Origin of the sequence: Vibrio sp. Vb339 (assembly GCF_902751245.1) — a bacterium.
GTDB lineage: Bacteria > Pseudomonadota > Gammaproteobacteria > Enterobacterales > Vibrionaceae > Vibrio > Vibrio coralliirubri.
This window is the reverse complement of sequence record NZ_CADDIS010000001.1, coordinates 120,172-137,638: the sequence shown is the minus strand read 5'-3', so window position 1 is coordinate 137,638 and position 17,467 is coordinate 120,172. Positions and strand designations below refer to the sequence as shown.

Annotated in this window: 17 protein-coding genes; 4 read left to right on the top strand and 13 right to left on the bottom strand. The window is 46.1% G+C overall.

Features of this window, described 5'->3' with window-relative positions; genetic code table 11:
- On the bottom strand, positions 1-627 hold the full coding sequence (locus tag HRQ85_RS00650; protein ID WP_172378379.1) for an HD domain-containing protein: 627 nt from the start codon (positions 625-627) through the stop codon (positions 1-3).
- A gap of 164 nt (positions 628-791) precedes the next feature.
- Positions 792-1,451 carry an HAD family hydrolase gene (locus HRQ85_RS00645; RefSeq protein WP_050651308.1) on the bottom strand — a complete coding sequence of 220 codons (660 nt, stop codon included), beginning with the start codon at positions 1,449-1,451 and terminating at the stop codon, positions 792-794.
- A 411-nt stretch (positions 1,452-1,862) separates the two neighbouring features.
- Here HRQ85_RS00645 and HRQ85_RS00640 point away from each other — a divergent pair, with 411 nt between their 5' ends.
- Positions 1,863-3,191, top strand: coding sequence for an anaerobic C4-dicarboxylate transporter (locus HRQ85_RS00640; RefSeq protein ID WP_004732879.1), 1,329 nt, complete (start codon positions 1,863-1,865; stop codon positions 3,189-3,191).
- A 99-nt stretch (positions 3,192-3,290) separates the two neighbouring features.
- Here the strand turns inward: HRQ85_RS00640 and HRQ85_RS00635 are convergent, their stop codons facing one another.
- The 3 genes from HRQ85_RS00635 to HRQ85_RS00625 all read right to left on the bottom strand — a co-directional run bounded on the left by HRQ85_RS00635 (position 3,291) and on the right by HRQ85_RS00625 (position 5,299).
- The gene (locus HRQ85_RS00635; RefSeq protein WP_019821270.1) at positions 3,291-3,614 is read right to left on the bottom strand and encodes a DUF4144 domain-containing protein; all 324 of its coding nucleotides are present in this window, start codon (positions 3,612-3,614) and stop codon (positions 3,291-3,293) included.
- 83 nt (positions 3,615-3,697) lie between these two features.
- A complete protein-coding gene (locus HRQ85_RS00630; RefSeq protein ID WP_172378378.1) occupies positions 3,698-4,489 on the bottom strand; it encodes a CLCA_X family protein in 792 nt (263 codons plus the stop codon).
- A 120-nt stretch (positions 4,490-4,609) separates the two neighbouring features.
- Complete coding sequence (locus tag HRQ85_RS00625) at positions 4,610-5,299, bottom strand: flavin reductase family protein (protein WP_172378377.1); 690 nt, start codon at positions 5,297-5,299, stop codon at positions 4,610-4,612.
- Between the two features lie 311 nt (positions 5,300-5,610).
- Here HRQ85_RS00625 and HRQ85_RS00620 point away from each other — a divergent pair, with 311 nt between their 5' ends.
- The gene (locus HRQ85_RS00620; RefSeq protein ID WP_017061620.1) at positions 5,611-6,018 is read left to right on the top strand and encodes a hypothetical protein; all 408 of its coding nucleotides are present in this window, start codon (positions 5,611-5,613) and stop codon (positions 6,016-6,018) included.
- Between the two features lie 69 nt (positions 6,019-6,087).
- On the opposite strand, the gene HRQ85_RS00615 is transcribed toward HRQ85_RS00620, so the two are convergent.
- Positions 6,088-7,530 (bottom strand): N-acylglucosamine 2-epimerase, encoded by a 1,443-nt coding sequence (locus tag HRQ85_RS00615; RefSeq protein WP_172378376.1) that lies wholly within the window; start codon positions 7,528-7,530, stop codon positions 6,088-6,090.
- 141 nt (positions 7,531-7,671) lie between these two features.
- Entirely contained in the window at positions 7,672-8,319 is a 648-nt protein-coding gene (locus tag HRQ85_RS00610) for a glutathione S-transferase family protein (RefSeq protein WP_172378375.1), read from the bottom strand.
- Positions 8,320-8,417: 98 nt separating this feature from the next.
- On the opposite strand from HRQ85_RS00610, the gene HRQ85_RS00605 reads away from it, so the two are divergent.
- Positions 8,418-9,260: a LysR family transcriptional regulator gene (locus HRQ85_RS00605; RefSeq protein WP_172378374.1), complete on the top strand. Its 843-nt coding sequence runs from the start codon at positions 8,418-8,420 to the stop codon at positions 9,258-9,260.
- Between the two features lie 27 nt (positions 9,261-9,287).
- On the opposite strand, the gene HRQ85_RS00600 is transcribed toward HRQ85_RS00605, so the two are convergent.
- Complete coding sequence (locus tag HRQ85_RS00600) at positions 9,288-11,075, bottom strand: sigma-54-dependent Fis family transcriptional regulator (protein WP_172378373.1); 1,788 nt, start codon at positions 11,073-11,075, stop codon at positions 9,288-9,290.
- A 321-nt stretch (positions 11,076-11,396) separates the two neighbouring features.
- On the opposite strand from HRQ85_RS00600, the gene exaC reads away from it, so the two are divergent.
- On the top strand, positions 11,397-12,917 hold the full coding sequence (exaC, locus tag HRQ85_RS00595) for an acetaldehyde dehydrogenase ExaC (RefSeq protein ID WP_172378372.1): 1,521 nt from the start codon (positions 11,397-11,399) through the stop codon (positions 12,915-12,917).
- 141 nt (positions 12,918-13,058) lie between these two features.
- Here the strand turns inward: exaC and HRQ85_RS00590 are convergent, their stop codons facing one another.
- The 5 genes from HRQ85_RS00590 to HRQ85_RS00570 all read right to left on the bottom strand — a co-directional run bounded on the left by HRQ85_RS00590 (position 13,059) and on the right by HRQ85_RS00570 (position 17,214).
- A complete protein-coding gene (locus HRQ85_RS00590; RefSeq protein WP_017092255.1) occupies positions 13,059-13,796 on the bottom strand; it encodes an NUDIX domain-containing protein in 738 nt (245 codons plus the stop codon).
- A 236-nt stretch (positions 13,797-14,032) separates the two neighbouring features.
- Positions 14,033-14,434, bottom strand: a complete 402-nt coding sequence (locus HRQ85_RS00585; protein ID WP_172378371.1) for a hypothetical protein — start codon at positions 14,432-14,434, stop codon at positions 14,033-14,035.
- Positions 14,435-14,579: 145 nt separating this feature from the next.
- Positions 14,580-14,912, bottom strand: a complete 333-nt coding sequence (locus HRQ85_RS00580; RefSeq protein ID WP_009846216.1) for a DMT family transporter — start codon at positions 14,910-14,912, stop codon at positions 14,580-14,582.
- A 160-nt stretch (positions 14,913-15,072) separates the two neighbouring features.
- Positions 15,073-15,912 (bottom strand): S-formylglutathione hydrolase, encoded by an 840-nt coding sequence (gene fghA / locus HRQ85_RS00575; RefSeq protein ID WP_102267797.1) that lies wholly within the window; start codon positions 15,910-15,912, stop codon positions 15,073-15,075.
- Between the two features lie 153 nt (positions 15,913-16,065).
- Positions 16,066-17,214 carry an S-(hydroxymethyl)glutathione dehydrogenase/class III alcohol dehydrogenase gene (locus tag HRQ85_RS00570; protein ID WP_048613751.1) on the bottom strand — a complete coding sequence of 383 codons (1,149 nt, stop codon included), beginning with the start codon at positions 17,212-17,214 and terminating at the stop codon, positions 16,066-16,068.
- Positions 17,215-17,467: the final 253 nt, after the last annotated feature.

Genomic DNA, 17,467 nt, shown 5'->3' with positions numbered 1-17,467 from the left:
TTAAACTTCTGCGCCCAACTGTTCTAGAAAACCGCGCATGTAGTCGGTGCGCTTGTTGGCTTCTAATTTTGCGGATTCTGTATTCATGGTTTCAGCCAGCTTGAACAGTTTCACGTAGAAATGGTCGACGCTGTAATGCTTGTCATCCAAGTCACGCTGCTTGGCGAACGGGTCTTCGTGGTTATAGAGTTCAGCGTTAAAGCTTTGACCAACGTATAGGCAGCGAGCAATGCCAATCGCACCGAGAGAATCTAGGCGATCAGCATCTTGAACAATCTGTGCTTCCAAGGTTTCTGGTGTGATGTTGGCACTGTAACTGTGAGTGACAATCGCATGATGGATCTCGTAGAGATAAGACGCGGGATACTCGATAGATTTGAGGAAAGAGATCGCCTTGTCTGCCGCCATTTGTGAGCTTTGGGCTCTGTCTGGGTGGTTCTTGGGAAAGGTGAAACAATCATGAAGGTAAGCAGCAGGCAGAACGACCTCAAGCTTAGCCTGTTCTTGAGTACATAAAGCCTTAGCAGTTTTGACTACTCGCTTGATGTGGCTGATGTCGTGCGCCGCATCTTGTGTCATTTCTTGTTGTGCAAAATCAAGCAGTTGGCTTTCTAGTTTTTCAATCACGCGTCCCTTTCTCCATTATCAATATTGCTTCTCGATTTCCATCGTTTCACATCGACTGTAACAGTTTCTAGCGCGACTTTTTATCTTTTATAAAAGGAATACCTACAAAAAAACCGACTCAGTGAGTCGGCTTAATATTGCTCTTTATTTGCTGTGATGAGCTTTTAAGCTGCGGTCTGTTGCAGTTGCGCCAACACATGATGCAGCGACGGGCTGATGGTGTGCCCAAGCGCTTTTACTTCTTCGCAAGGCTCAACCAAATCTGGAATCTGGAAGCTGATCATGTTCGCTGCCATTGATGCACGAATACCATTGTTTGAGTCCTCAAACGCTAGGCAGGTTTCAGGTGCAACACCTAAGCGTTCTGCCGCTAGCAAGTAGATCTCTGGGTGAGGTTTACCGTGAGTTACTTCGCAGCCTGTGCTTAACGAGGTGAAGTACGAATCTAGGCCAGCCAGCTCAAGCTTCTTCTTGGCGATATCAAGCTGAGTGGAGGTCGCCACCGCGATTGGAATGTCATTCGATTTTAGCCATTCAAGCAGCTCAATCACGCCATCTTTTACTGGGATTGCTTGGTTTTTAACAATCGCACTGTAGCGGGTGCGCCATTCATTATTCAGCGCTGGGTAATCTAACCCTTCACCGTAACCATTTCGAAAAATCTGTTCGATGGTTTTTGCGTTACAACCAATGATGCCTAGGTAGACATCTTGCAAAAACGGAACACCTTGCGCGTGACATGCTTCTTCAAAAACCTGCATACAAAGTCGCTCAGTGTCGAGCAGCAGTCCATCCATATCAAAAATAGCAGCTTGAAAATTCATATACGTGGTTCTTTCTGTGTTGTCGTCGTGAGGGCGGGTATTTTGACATAGTGTCTAGTGATAGGCGAGTCAGCGTTCAGTAAGAATGTATCCAATCGGCTCGGCAATATGCTTCTGAGTGACTTTAAATATGATTGATTGTGGTTGGAATAATATCGTTAAGTTATGAGTTTGATATTTTATAGGCCATCCAGATCTAACAGAAACAATTATGATTATTCCACATAACAAATCTAGGTCGTGCGTCTGGCTTCTTATTACATTTCATAAACTTACAGGTCAGTTTGCGTGACCATAATCTTATAAAAAACAATTAACGGGAGCCTGCAATCATAGTGTGACCAAGCAATAAGTAAATGGCTGAGCTTAGGGAGAAAATAACATTAGTCCACATTTTTAGCAGGGTTGCTTATGTTGTATTTTGAGTTTCTATTTTTATTAGTCGTCCTTTATATCGGGTCTCGGTATGGCGGTATTGGCTTAGGTGTTGTTTCTGGTATTGGTTTGGTTATCGAGGTGTTTGTCTTCAAGATGCCACCAACGTCTCCACCTGTCACCGTAATGCTGATCATCCTCGCTGTTGTTACTTGTGCCTCGATCCTCGAAGCGGCGGGTGGCTTGAAATACATGCTGCAAGTTGCGGAGAGGGTGCTTAGAAAGAACCCTAAACGCGTCACCTTGATAGCACCGTTCGTGACTTACTCGATGACTTTCCTATTGGGTACTGGCCACGCGGTTTACTCAATTATGCCAATCATCGGCGATGTTGCGTTGAAGAATGGTATTCGTCCTGAGCGCCCAATGGCGGCTGCGTCTGTTGCCTCTCAACTGGCGATTACGGCATCTCCAATCTCGGCAGCAGTGGTGTATTACCTCGCACAACTTTCTGATATTCAACACTCTATTACTCTGCTTTCGATTTTGATGGTGACGGTTCCTGCAACGCTGTTCGGCACACTTTTGCTTTCTCTGTATAGCTTGAAACGTGGTAAAGAACTGAACGACGATCCTGAATACCAAGCGCGTCTAAAAGATCCTGAGTGGAAAAAGCGCATCGAAAGCACCACCGCGACCTCTTTGGATGAAGTACTGCCAACTTCGGCTCGTAATGCGGTATTGATTTTCCTATTGTCGATTGTGGTGATTGTTATCGTGGCGATGGTGCCTGAGATCAGAACCATTGTAGACGGCGACAAGCCAATCAAGATGTCGGTGATCATCCAAATGATGATGCTCTGTTTCGGCGGTATTATCTTGCTGGCGACCAAAACTGACCCACGTGATGTGCCAAATGGTGTGGTATTCAAATCCGGTATGGTGGCAGCGATTGCTATCTTCGGTATCGCTTGGATGTCGGATACTTACTTCCAATATGCAATGCCTCAGTTCAAGTCTGGCATTGTAGAAATGGTAACGAATTACCCATGGACGTTCGCGCTAGCGCTATTCATCGTATCGGTTGTGGTGAACTCGCAAGCCGCTACTGCACGTATGATGCTACCTGTTGGTCTTGGCTTAGGACTAGACCCAGCCCTGCTTATCGGCTTGATGCCAGCGGTGTACGGCTACTTCTTCATCCCGAACTACCCATCAGATATCGCAACGGTTAACTTCGATGTCTCTGGTACCACCAAAATTGGTAAGTGGTACTTCAACCACTCGTTCATGTCAGTGGGTTTAATCGGTGTAGTCGGTGCATGTTGCCTAGGCTACGCACTGGCTCAGATTTTTATCGCTTAATGAATTAGCTAAATAACAAACAAAAACAGCGCCTGAATTGGCGCTGTTTTTGTTTAATCTGTCTTGGGAATTAGCTTTGATACGAGCTCTTAAGCAGTATTAGCGAGGCTCAAAAGCCAAAGACTGAATCGCTTCTTCGATCGTTAGGAAGTGGATCTTCATCAGGCACACTTCTGCTTTTTGGAACTCGTGATTTCGAATCAGTTTGGTCACGCTTTCAACCGAATACTGGTTGGCTCGTTTAGCTAGAGACAGTTGGTTAGAACTCGATTGAAGCGAATAGCTGTCGCCAACTGAATCAATCAGGTAATCATCTTCACCTAAGATCATCTCTGAGCATTCCGCTTGAAAATCTTGTTCGGACGCGACGTAAATAAGCTCATCGTCACCGTCGAGTTTTACCAAAGATGGCCAACTGATCATTACTGCCTCTAAATCATGCATATTGAAGTGTGTGTCTGGACTATAAACGCTTTCGAAGCTTTGGTCATGTGCTGTCCTAAGCACTATTTACTCAAAGATCGCCCTAATGGTGCGAAGTAACCTTGCAGGGCTTGATAAATCTCTTTGCGATGCGCCATATCAGGATACACGGGGTACATATCAGGCTTGGTTGTGCCATTGACCAGATAAGCGTTCTTGATATCGGAGCACGATTCAATCACAGACTCAAAGGCACGCGCCATCATCTCTGTGGGTAGTGAGAAGTAACGGGCAGACATCGCTTTGTCGGCAATCACGCTGCGAGCCACGTAATCGTGTTTGTCCAAGTTATTGTCGCTAAGCAGTGTGGCATCAAACAGAGACATCAAACTTTCGTTTAATGGGTGAGGTCGTACTTTTCTATCGTGTAGCCAACAGTCACTGGCGAACAAGATTTGCTTACGAGGGCCAGAGGTATCGCCGATTTCAAACGCTTTCTCAGCGATATAGTGGTCAAATGCATGCCAAAACTCGTGTGCGAGCGCGCCAGCTCCAGCATTCTTAGCGAGGGCTAATTCTCTCTGGTTGGGGGCATAGTGTGCTTGCACGCCTTTTCTGCCGCCACTGCCAAACGCTAAGCCTAATGTACCGCGTAGGCCAATTGCCTCTGGTGGCAAAGCCAAGATGTAAGCCAAGTCGGCTAGCGAATCGAATATCAGGTTTGCGGCCAGCTCTTTTTCTTCTTTCGTCACCCAAGCACCCACACGAATGCTGCCCATACCAAAGGTCTGTTTGATGTCCATAAAAGACACCTGATCGCCATGTCGGTAGTCTGGGCCTTCGCGCGTTTTGTATTTAAAGTGAGTTAACTTCAAAAGGGTCCTTGGAAATAGACGTAAGAATGAATGGGGCGCTCAGTAAGATGCACTTGTGTGAGATGCATCTCTTGGAATTAAAAGACGTTAGCACTTTTGATAGCAAATTGCCGAACAAAATTAGTCTAGATTAAGTTCGAACGCTTCCCATGAGGTTGGGTTACCTTCACGAGTGAGTGGAAAGAGTGGCTCCTGTGGTTTTGCATAGCTTAATCGGTGCAGTCTTTGAGTTACGTGGTAGCTATCAAGCCCTGATACCGTGACCAAATCCAACGCTTCTAAATCAAGGTAGCCATCCGGCATCACGGCGCGTTTGGGTGCGTGAATCGATATAACTTCACCGATCAACATTTGAGTTTGATTGCTTTCGATTGTGATCTGTTCTTTGAACGCTAACCCTATCTTTAAACTGCTTTCCAAGACGAATGGAGCGGGGAATTTGTCGTCATAATAGGCCGTTAAACCAACCGCGTTGAATTCTGAGACTGGTTTAGGGTAGCGAGCCGAGGTTTGATGGGCCTTTTTAACAAAGTCAGCACCAATGCTGTTAACGGTGAAGTACTTCGTTTCTAGAATGTTTTCTAGCGTATGACGTCGGCTTTTATCTGGGCGAACAATAAAACCAAGCAGCGCAGGATCAGACCCCAGGTGAATGACAGAGCTTACTATCGCTAGGTTTTCGAACCCCTGTTTATCACAAGTGCCAATTAGGTTGGCGCTTTTAAATCCAGACAAGGAATTAACCAAACGAATGCGGTGGCGCTGGTCCATTGTTTGGATATCTTGTTTAGAAAGGGTCATGTCCTTCATGTCTTCTCTTCTTCTCATAATTGTTATCTTCGAGCATGCTCACTAACGGACTTATATGTACGAAGAATCCGCTTTTATCGATCAAAGAGTCTACGGTTACTTGCTTGGATGTTTGAGAAAGTGCTTGGATGTTTGAGAAAGTGCTTGGGTGTTTAAGAAAGGAAGGGAGCTTAGGATACTTGGTTAGCGCCCTAGCAAAGGAATTATGAATCAGCAGTAGGACAAAGATACGAAGTCGCTAAATTTGTTATTGCAGCGGTTTGCTATTGAGCGATACCATATAGGGCTGTTTCTTTGGTAAAGATGTAATTATGTCAGATGAAAAGCTCGCACTAGAGTGGATGCGCCAACAAGCTCATAAAGTTGACCCATACGTTATCGATCCATCGTTTGATGAATGCGTTGAGTTGCTTGATCCTGCCTTCAAGAAAGGCAAGAGTGTTGCTCAACTCAAGTATCTGTTATCAGAAGCCGATCGCCGAGCGGGCGCGGCAGAGCGTAAGCATGCAGCCTTAAAGTATGCCAAAGAAAAAAGCCCAAATGCTGGTCAGATTCTGCGTCTGCAAAGCAAACTTCAACAAGTCCAGTTGGCGTTGAAATTGGCGACAGGCGACAACAACATGACTATCTCTCAGTTCTGTTCAGAGTATGACGTGACTAAGCGTGACGGCAATACGGCATGGAATGAAAAGCTGGTTGAACAGGGCAAAAGAAAGTAGTCATTAAAAAGCCTGAAAACTGATTTCAGGCTTGGTGGTCAATCCGCTTAATCAGATCCAATACCAGCACTAAGGTCGAATGTTATTGAAACTGACCTTTTGTGTCCCATCATCTAGGTTCTCCAACTTAACCACATCCCCTTGATAGTAATACGGTTCCATTAGCATCTGGCTGTTGGTCGGCCTTGCGTAATGCAATACTGCTGGCTTCGCGTCAACTTGCTGAGCGAACAAATAACCAATCAGAGCATGTTCAAACTGGTGATAACCGTTGCCCCAATGGAAAGCTTTGGTACGTTTTGGATCAAGTCCCACACCGCCGTATTTGTGGTCGACCCATACATCATGAAAGGTCGGTAGGGTGTATTGCAATACGTCTTTCATTGAACCATCGACCAGCGAAACCGTCATGGCCGCTTGATCAAACTCCGCCCACTCCCACGATGAAGCCCAATTTGTGTTTGGTCGGCTTTGCCAGCCAGTTATCTCTTGTCCTTTCCACGCTTTCTGAAGTTCCTCGCCATAATATTGGGATACACTCACGAACTCTTTCTGATATTGCGCCTGAGCGAGAGTGTGTTTCATCCCTTTGATGCCAAACTCTTTCCATTCAGAGTTATTCAATGTTTGGCCTGTAAGGTAAGTCATCCAATAGGCTTTAATGGTGTGCCCAAAATCGTTGTGATTAGCATTCGGCATCATCGCTGCTTTATCGTGAATTGCACCGTAGAAGCGTTGTTCATCTTCAGAATGGTATTGGTCAATCATGGATTGCGTGAGCCAGTTTAAGTCATCAAGCCATTTTGATTTGACGGGCTCTTTGAGCAGAGGTGCGACGAGCAACATGTAGCCATTGATTTGATCAAGTAATGCAACCAATTCACGTCGTTTTGCACTGCCATCTTCACCGTCAGCAAGTACCCAAGCAAGACCACTGTTGTCGCTAAGTCGATATTTATCAAAGATAAAAGCTTGTTGTGCGATGAGTGCTTGTTCTACCTTTTTGTCTTGAGTCAGGTAGTAGTACATGGCAAGGCCAACCAGCGCATACGCTTGATCTTGAGAAGTACGCTGCTGCCAATCCTGACCTACTTTTCCCTCTTTTGTGTAGCCGATAAAGCCGCCGTTTTGCTTATCTTCTAGCTGATCAATGATGTAGTAGGCACCTTGCTTGGCAAGCGCTAAAGCCTTTTTATCGCCAGTAAGGTGGTAGAGCACGCCATAGGCATAAGTTTGACGTGATTTCATGCGTGTAAACTCTTTGCCGAAGTGCGGCGTGATCCAGGCTTTGCTCAGTTCAGGGCACACATCAGAAACATCGAGCAAGGTACCGTCATCACAGCGGAAAGTAGGGAAGTTACCTATCGGATCCCCTTGAGCGCTAGGCATCAACCAGTAAGGTGCAAGCCCTTCAGTAGCATGGTTGAGCCACTCGTCTCCAGAAGGAAGAGGGGCGTTGGCAGATACGGCGAAGCTAGTAACACTGAGTAATGCGATCGTTGCTCGTAACATGATGTTTATCTTAACTATTTGAATTTATTTGAATATAAACAATCACACCTGCACATTGTGACTAGGCGATCACAATCGACTACATTATTGTGGTTTATAGGAAGGCTCACAGAGTAGTGAGCCTTGAAAGGGAGCTGTGTTTTACACAGGCTCTCCAGCCTCATCTTCTTCAACCACATCGGTTTCTAAGCTTGCCTCTGCCAGCCATTTTTGTATTGATGGACTGTTAAGCACACGTTGTTGATACTGCGATGCCTTTTCGGAAAGTTGTATTCCATAGGTTTCTACGCGCAATGCGACGGGTGCAAACATCGCATCGGCAATCGACCATTCACCAAATAACCACCCCTCTGGGTATTGTTCCATTTGTGCAGACCATATTGCATCAATACGAGCGATGTCTTTCAGTGCGTCTTCACTCAGTGTGAGCTTTCGTTGTGCGCGGCAGTTCATCGGCATTTCATTTCTGACGGCAAAGAACCCAGAGTGCATCTCGGCGGAAATTGCTCGGGCATGGGCGCGTTCTTTCACTGAGCTAGGCCATGCTGCACCGTCTAAGTGGGCGTCGTTAACGTATTCGAGAATCGCCAGTGAATCCCACACCGCAACGTCGCCATCAACTAAGGTTGGTACTTTGGCTGTTGGTGTCACTTTCGCCAGAGTGTCGTAAAAATCAGAGGTGAATAGCTTGAGTTTGATGACTTCTGTATTCAGGTTGTAGTTGTCGAATATTAGCCATGCACGCAGTGACCAAGTTGAGTAGTTCTGGTTTCCAATATAAAGCTGCATCGTTGCTTCCTTGCGTTTAGTGAGTATGCATTTGAGCTTAGGGGATTGTATTGCGGCGCACTAACGGATAATTTTGATGCAATACATTAATAAAAACGATGGGTGGTGATTTCAATATGGATATTGATGCTTTGCGAGGTTTTCTCGCGTTCGTAGAAACCAGTAGTTTCACACGTGCAGCGAAACAGATAAATCGCACCCAATCGGCATTCAGTGCGCAGATGCGTAAGTTGGAAGAAGAGCTCAACGTGACTCTTTTCCAAAAAGAAGGACGTAATTTAATACTCACTGAAGCAGGTTTGGCGCTGCGTTCTCATGCCGAACAGTTGGTCGCGCTCCACAATACAGCCCTCAAGCAAGTAAAGCGTTACGAAGACAAACAACCTCTACGACTTGGCTGCCCTGAAGACTACAACGACACTATTCTGCCAAAAGTGATTCGCCTATTACAGAAAGCAGAACCCACCTGTTCTATTCAAGTATTTAGCCTGCCCAGTATTGCACTGAGAGAATGGTTGGATGATGGTCGTTTAGATGCCGCAATTGTCACCCGAGCACCGGATAGTGAAGAGGGTTACTGGCTGACTCACGATACCGGAGTATGGATAAGCAGCCCTGATTATGTGTTCGATGATTCTAAACCAGTCCCATTAGCCTTGTTTCAGACCGATTGTAAGTATCACGCTGCAGCAGTGAATGGTTTAACTAAGCAGGGTACGCCTTATCAGTTATTGGCGTGTAGCAATACCGCATCGGCGCAGCGATCAATTGTTAAAGCCGGATTAGCGATTGGCGCGATGGGTAAGCTGAGCGTGACTTCAGACTTGAGAATCCTCGATGATATGCCGCCACTGCCTTCTGTGGATATTGTGTTGATCTTAGCGAGCAAACATCATCCAGTGTTAGACAAAGAAGTGCTTAATCAACTTGTCGAGTTATAGTCTGAGTAGCTTAGGTTCATCTTACTACTATAGGATTCCCAAGCTTTTCAGCTTACGATAAATGGTATTGCGGCTGATGCCGAGTATTCGAGATGTCTTGCTGATGTTGCCTTGGTTCGCTTGATACGTTTGCAACAAGGTTTCTTCAACGGTACTCCTTAAATCGTTACTCGCTGTACCTTTGATGGCATTAGGAGTCGTCAGTTGATGCTGATTATCTTGCGCTAACAACGTGAGGTGTTGAGCAAGATGGCTAGGCACATGCTCGAGTGTGAGTTGTGGTTCATCACTTGCTAGTAAAGCGGCGACTTTAAGTAGGTTGTCTAACTCGCGAATATTGCCCGGCCAAGAATAGGCGCACAATAAACTCATTAGGTGCGGGCAAATAGACTGCTCAGCTTCGGCGTATTTACGATGAATATGCTCGATTAAAGCATGCTTATCTTGTCGCTGTTGCAAGCTTGGCAAGGTAAAGGCTAAGCCATTGAGTCTGTAATACAGGTCTTGCCTAAACTCACCTGTTGCGACTAACTGCTCGAGGTTTTTGTGAGTGGCAGCGATGATCTGACAATCGACCTGGTAGCTTTGATTCGAACCCACAGGGACGACGGACTTATCTTGCAGAACATGCAGCAATCGACACTGAGCCTCTAGCGGCATGTCGGCTATTTCATCCAAAAATAGAATGCCCTTGTCTGCTTGACGGATCTTACCTTGAAAACCCTTGTGGCTTGCGCCAGTAAACGCGCCCGGCGCGTAGCCAAACAGTTCAGATTCGATAAGATCTTTCGGTAGTGCTCCACAATTTACCGCCACCAAGGGCGAAGACTTACGCTGGCTTTGCTTGTGCAGCGCTTTAACAAACTCGCCTTTGCCAACTCCTGTTTCTCCTAAGATCAACAAACTGATCCCTTTATCGATTACCTTGTTGGCTTGCTGCCAAGCGTGTTCAATTTGTTGCTCGCCATGGTGCAAATCACACGATGCTGAAATGGAGCGCGTGCGTTTGGTGGTTGGTTGTTTGAGATGCTGTTTCTCAAATACAAAGGGCGTGTCTAATGAGGTTCGGTTGAAGAGGGTATCTATACATTCGCCGACGATCGAGGTTTGATCCAACAATTGAGAGGCAACCTGATTGTGCGCCACTACTTCGCCAGCTTCATTCGCTATCACAATCCCTTGCCAACCACTGTGTAATAAAGATTTCTCACACGCGAGATCGATTCGAGTGGTGCCTTGTGGGATGTGGCTCAGTAGCTGGTTCTCAACAAGCTGAACCATATTTTGAACCAGTAATTGCACTGAGCTGTCGTGTTGCTGTTGTTCACTGGTGATGTCTAACACCCCAACCATTTTGCCTTGGTGGTCAAACACCGGGCTTGCTGAACAACTGATAAATCGATGCTGGTGGATGAAGTGTTGTTCGCCAATGATGGATACGGGTTTCGCTTCCACAATGGCGGTGCCAATCGCGTTGGTGCCTTTCAGTTGTTCCTGCCAACACGCTCCAGAGCTGAGTGCAATTGACGTCAGTTTCTCCTTAAACCGCTCCTGTCCCCAACTCGCCAGAATCACCCCTTCAATATCGGTCAGAATCAAACGACTGTCGGTACGAGCAAACATCTGATTAAACAAAGGCAGCGCATTGCGTTCGACGATGTGGATCAAGTCAGCCGATTGATGACGTCGCTGCTTAAGAATCGATTGAGGCAGGCGAATGTCTTCGGGAAGTCGTCTCTGTTTTAGACCCGCTTCTGTGCTGCGGTGCCAAGAGGACGAAAGCCAGTCTGAGGTGTTTGCTTGTTGAAGGTGCATAACATGTTCCATGTCGTAACAGTGAGGGTGTACCAATTTGGAACAGTTGAACACTGGAGTGGTTTCCATACGTCCGTTCAATGCCAACTCACTTTGGGTTGTAAACGTTTGGTAATCATAGTTTTACAATTTATTAACAACAAGTTTTGAAGTTCTGGCGTGTGATTTGCGTTGTTACTGTTGTGAAGAAAACACGAAGTATCAGTGTTTTAAACAGAAAGCATAAACATGGGCGTCTCGTCATGAGTTCTTTTCTCAAGGGGAGCCGCCACAAAAATAAGACAGCTCTCGCTCAATATCAAATCGAAGAAGGATCTAACTATGATTTACGCACAGCCGGGTAGTGACAACGCAGTGGTGAACTTTAAAGCGCAATACGATAACTTTATCGGTGGCGAATGGGTGAAGCCTGTTAGCGGCGAGTATTTTGATAACACTTCCCCAGTGAATGGTCAGGTGTATTGCCAAGTGGCGCGCTCAACAGAGGCAGACATTAGCTTAGCGCTCGATGCCGCGCATGCTGCTCGTGCAAGTTGGGCGGCTACCAGTGTGACTGAACGTTCCAATATCCTACTTAAAATTGCCGATCGCATTGAAGCGAATTTAGAAGAAATCGCGGTGGCGGAGACGTGGGAAAACGGTAAGCCAGTGCGTGAAACCTTAGCGGCAGACATTCCTTTGGTTGTCGATCACTTCCGTTACTTTGCAGGCTGTATTCGGGCGCAAGAAGGCAGCGCAGCAGAGCTCGATTCAAACACCGCGAGTTACCACTTCCCTGAACCAATCGGTGTGGTGGGGCAGATTATTCCTTGGAACTTCCCTATCTTAATGGCGGCTTGGAAACTGGCACCAGCGTTAGCTGCGGGCTGTTGCGTGGTGATGAAGCCAGCCGAGCAAACACCGACATCGATCTTGGTGATGATGGAAAAGATTGCCGATCTTCTGCCTGCAGGCGTGGTCAATATTGTGAATGGTTTTGGTAGCGAAGCGGGTCAAGCGTTAGCAACCAGCGATCGTTTGGCGAAATTGGCCTTTACTGGTTCAACAGAAGTTGGCCACCATATCCTAAAATGTGCGGCTGAAAGCTTGATTCCGTCAACGGTTGAGCTTGGCGGTAAGTCTCCAAACATCTACTTCCCAGACATCTTTAACCATGAAGACGAATACCTTGATAAGTGTGTTGAAGGCATGCTGCTGGCGTTCTTCAACCAAGGGGAAGTGTGTACCTGTCCATCACGTGTGTTGATCCACGAATCGGTATACGACAAGTTCATCGCCAAGGTGATCGAGCGTGCTCAAACTATTAAACAAGGTAACCCACTAGATACCGACACTCAGGTTGGAGCACAAGCCTCTCAAGAGCAGTTTGATAAGATTCTGAGCTATCTAGAGATTGGTCGCGAAGAGGGTGCGAAAGTGCTCACTGGTGGTGAGATTGCGCAGCAACCTGATGATCTCGGTAATGGTTACTACATTCAGCCAACTATGTTGGAAGGGCACAACAAGATGCGAGTATTCCAAGAGGAGATCTTCGGTCCTGTTATCGCGGTGACGACGTTTAAAGATGAAGCAGAAGCACTCGAGATAGCCAATGATACCGAATATGGCTTGGGTGCAGGCGTGTGGACGCGTGATGCAAACCTCGCGTATCGCATGGGTCGCAACATTGAAGCCGGCCGTATCTGGGTGAACTGCTACCACGCTTACCCAGCTCATGCCGCGTTTGGTGGTTACAAGAAGTCGGGTATCGGCCGTGAGACACATAAGATGATGCTCGATCACTACCAAAATACTAAGAACCTGTTGATCAGCTACGATACGAATCCGTTGGGCTTCTTTTAATACAGGTTCGTTTTAAAAGTATGAGAATGAATCATAGGTACAAAGAGCAACTAACAACGCAGTTGGCTTAATTAAGAAAAATAAAAGTGAAAGCAAAACGCCCAATTCAATTGAGTTGGGCGTTTTTATGTTTGAATTGATCTAGCTTTTCGAAAAGAAGATTTCGGGCTTGTGGACAGGGCCATAGTTGCCTTCTAACTGAGTGAGCTCCAAACCTTGCTTTCCGATCAGAGTACCGACCAATTGGCGGTTAAACGGGTAGCTGTCGGGGTTGTTAATGTACTCTTCAACATCTATCCATTTAGCTTCTTCAATTTCATCAGTGTCTTGAATCGCGATATCTTGAGTTTGAGCGATAAGGTGACAAATAAAGTAGAGGTTTGATTTACCGAATTGATACGGGTGTCTTGTCGCCATGCCAACCACAGAGACGAACGTTGCCTCGATACCTGTCTCTTCCAAGGTTTCACGAACCACAGACTCTTCAATACCTTCACCCAACTCAATATGGCCGCCAGGTAACTTGTAGCCCGTCATACCGTGCTCTTTAATCATCAGCACTTGGTTGTGTTCGTTGGTGATCAACGCGCCAGCACCCAAAGTGTGGGTAGGGATGAAAGGCACAAACTCTACAATCTCGGATTTGTGGATCAGCGTAATTTCGTCTTCTAGACAGTTGTGAAACACAAAGCCAAGCTCAGTCGCCACCGGAATAAGGTGCGAGAGTGAAATAGGTAAACTAATCCAAATGATGCCTTTGTTATTCTGCTTTGAAAATTCGGTGATCTCGCTGAGTTCGGCATTGAAAGAGTCAGCATCGTGAGGGGCTGTTGCTGGGTCGATGATGATGCCGTTAAATTTGTCGAGCGTAAATTCCACGAGTGATCCTTTATTATTTTTGATTTATTGGGAGTCGAGCATAGGTGCAGCTTATCTTATCTCAAGAGCTTATAAAACCTGCTCTGCTTGTAGCATTTTTAAGAGCACGGCAGTGGTGGGTAAAAAGTGAGGGAGAGTATAAAGCGGGCGGCTTGAAACAAAAATTACGCTAGAAACAAAAACTGCGCTTGGAAGCCAAAGCGCAGTTTTAAAATAGGGTTTATTTGGATTCGACTCTAACGAATATAGTTTGCATCAACACTTACGTACCAGTGCTGAAGCTTGCCGTCAGATTTTTTGATCCACAAATCGTTGGTGTAGCTATCAATCTTGCCGTTAACCGTAAGGTTGAATGTGTTCTCGTCGAATTCGCCAAGCTTCACGAATTGGTCTGTGGTAATCAGAAACGGGTCCATGTCGTCCACGCCAACCACATCTGAAATCACATAGTAGTGGTAAGTCAGCGGCTTGCTCGCATCATTCGGGTTGCTGCGGTACGCCACAAGCTTGAACGGTTCCGTTAATGGAACATCGAGCGTTTGCTTGTCCATGGTCGCTGGAATTGGGATAAACAGCCAAGCGGTAAACAGACCGCTCAGTAAAACCATCAGGAAGAAAAGAGTCTTAATTGCTTTCATAGCAACCTTCAAAATAGGTGATGTTGAAGGCGCTATGGTAACAGGTTTGATTTGCTGATTGTAAGAGTATGAATAAGTGAAGGCGACACCTGTCTGTTAGGAAGTTTGAATGAATTGACACACTGTTAATAAGTCACCATCTACACTAGTGCGAGTGACCTTGAGATAGGTTGATCATCACAACACCTGCTGCCACAAATAACATGCCGATCCACACCATGGTATCGAGGTGCTGGCGGTAAACAAACGTAGAAATCAGGCTGACCGTCACGATAGCTAAACCCGCCCATAAAGAGTGCACCACACCCACTGGCATCCCTTTCATGGCTTGGCTCAAAAATAGAAATGCCGCCAAATGTCCTGAAATCACCAATAGAGCAGGGATGGGTTTAGATAAGCTGAAACCGTCGGTTGCTTTAAGTGCTACGTGAGAAAGTGCTTCCGCCATCACGCCCATCATTAAGAAAAACCAGCTCATAGTCGTACCTTTTAGTTGTATTATTTTTGTTGGTATAGCGGAGTGTTTGAAAGAGTGAATCGTTGTTGCTGCTCTTTAGTAACAGCGTATTTGCCCAAACAGCAGGCACAAAAAAGCCCACACCTCACGCTTTTGCAAGGTGTGGGCTAAATCGGTATGACTATTTGTTCAGATAAGCTGCGTGGAACTCAATGTGTTCATCAATAAAGCTAGAGATGAAGAAGTAGCTGTGGTCGTAACCTGGTTGCATACGTAGCTCTAAATCGGCATTGGTTACCTTAGCCGCTTCGACTAATTGCTCAGGTTTAAGCTGCTCAATCAGGAAGTTGTCCGCTTCGCCTTGGTCAACCAACATTGGCAGCTTAGTGCCTTTGGTTTTGAGAAGCTCAGAGGCATCGTAGTGTTTCCACTCTTCAATATCTAAGCCCAAGTATTGGTTGAATGCTTTTTGTCCCCAAGGGCATTGCATTGGGTTGGTGATTGGGCTGAATGCCGAGATAGAACGGTAGTTATCTTCGTTCTTGATACCAATCGTTAGGGCACCGTGTCCGCCCATGCTGTGACCAGAAATTGATTTTACTGATGTCACTGGGAAGAAAGACTCAATCAAGGCTGGAAGCTCTGTTACTACGTAGTCGTACATGTGGTAATGGCTGTCCCATGGTGCTTGAGTGGCATTCACGTAGAAGCCTGCGCCTTGGCCGAGATCGTAGCTTTCATTGTCGGCAACGCCTTCACCACGTGGGCTAGTGTCTGGTGCGACAATCGCGATACCTTGTTCAGCCGCAGCTTTGAAAGCGCCGGCTTTTTGCATGAAGTTTTCATCAGTACAGGTTAAGCCTGATAACCAATACAAAACAGGAACTGGGTTTTCTTTGCTTGCGTTAGGTGGCAAGAAAATCGCAAAACGCATGTTGCAGTCAAGCGTTGCTGAAAAGTGGGTGTATTGTTTGTGCCAACCACCAGCAACCTTTGCTTGGCTAATGTTTTCGATTGTCATCTATTGTGCTCCGTTAGGTTGATGGTTTGGGAGTAAATTTGTCTATATCACTTAAAGTTTCACCACCCACCGGGCAGGAGGTGGTGAAGACAGTTTGTTGCTTTTCATTTATAACGTTGGCCTCGATGCTCGAAAGAATCGAGGCCAAGTGAATTATCTATCCATGTGTAGAACAGTGCGGATAGATTCACCTTTGTGCATTAGGTCGAATGCTTCGTTTACGTCTTGCAGACCCATAGTGTGAGTGATGAACTCTTGAAGACCAAACTCACCCGCCATGTAACGGTTTACGATTTCTGGAAGCTCAGAGCGGCCTTTAACACCACCGAAAGCAGAACCACGCCATACACGACCAGTCACTAGTTGGAATGGACGAGTTGCGATCTCTTGACCTGCACCCGCAACACCAATGATGACTGATTCGCCCCAACCTTTGTGGCAGCACTCAAGCGCTTGACGCATCACGTTTACGTTACCGATACACTCGAAAGAGTACTCAACACCACCGTCTGTCATCTCAACGATAACGTCTTGGATTGGTTTGTCGAATTTAGTTGGGTTGATGCAGTCGGTCGCGCCAAGCTGTTTTGCTAGCTCGAATTTGCTCTCGTTGATATCAACGCCGATGATGCGGTCAGCACCAGCCATGCGAGCACCAATGATTGCAGAAAGGCCGATACCGCCTAGGCCGAATACAGCAACGTTGTCGCCTTTTTCAACTTTAGCTGTGTTAAGTACCGCGCCCATACCTGTTGTTACACCACAACCTAGAAGACAAACTTCTTCAAGTGGTGCTTCTTTGCTTACTTTCGCTAGAGAGATTTCTGGAAGTACTGTGTACTCAGAGAAAGTCGAGCAACCCATGTAATGGAAAATTGTTTCGCCATTGATAGAGAAGCGGCTTGTACCGTCTGGCATTAGGCCTTTACCTTGCGTTTCACGAACCGCTTGGCATAGGTTAGTTTTACCAGATTTACAGAACTTACATTCGCCACATTCAGCTGTGTAAAGTGGGATAACGTGGTCGCCAATCTCAACACTTGTAACGCCTTCGCCGATCATCTCAACGATACCGCCACCTTCGTGACCAAGAATTGAAGGGAAGATACCTTCTGGATCGTCACCTGATAATGTGAATGCGTCAGTGTGACAAACACCAGTAGCAACGATGCGAACTAGAACCTCACCAGCTTTAGGAAGTTGTACATCAACTTCTTCCATTTTTAGTGGCTCGCCAGCTGCCCATGCAACCATTGCTTTTGATTTGATATGAGTTTGACCAGGTTTAATTTCGATTGTCATTGGATGTTTCCTATATATGTCAGTACAGCGGATAACTGTGCAATTAAATTCAACCCGTTAAGCGTAGTTGAGCTTAATTGTTTCCGCTCTCTCGTTTTGTTGGAGCTAGTATAGGTGTGAGTGCATGTTTTGATAATCCCCTTAAATAGAAAATGATTATTACTTATTTGTAATAATAAGTATGGAGCGGTCAGTTTTCTTATTGGCAACTATCTTAGCTAGAGCGACTCAGGTTTGAGGACAGGCGACCTAT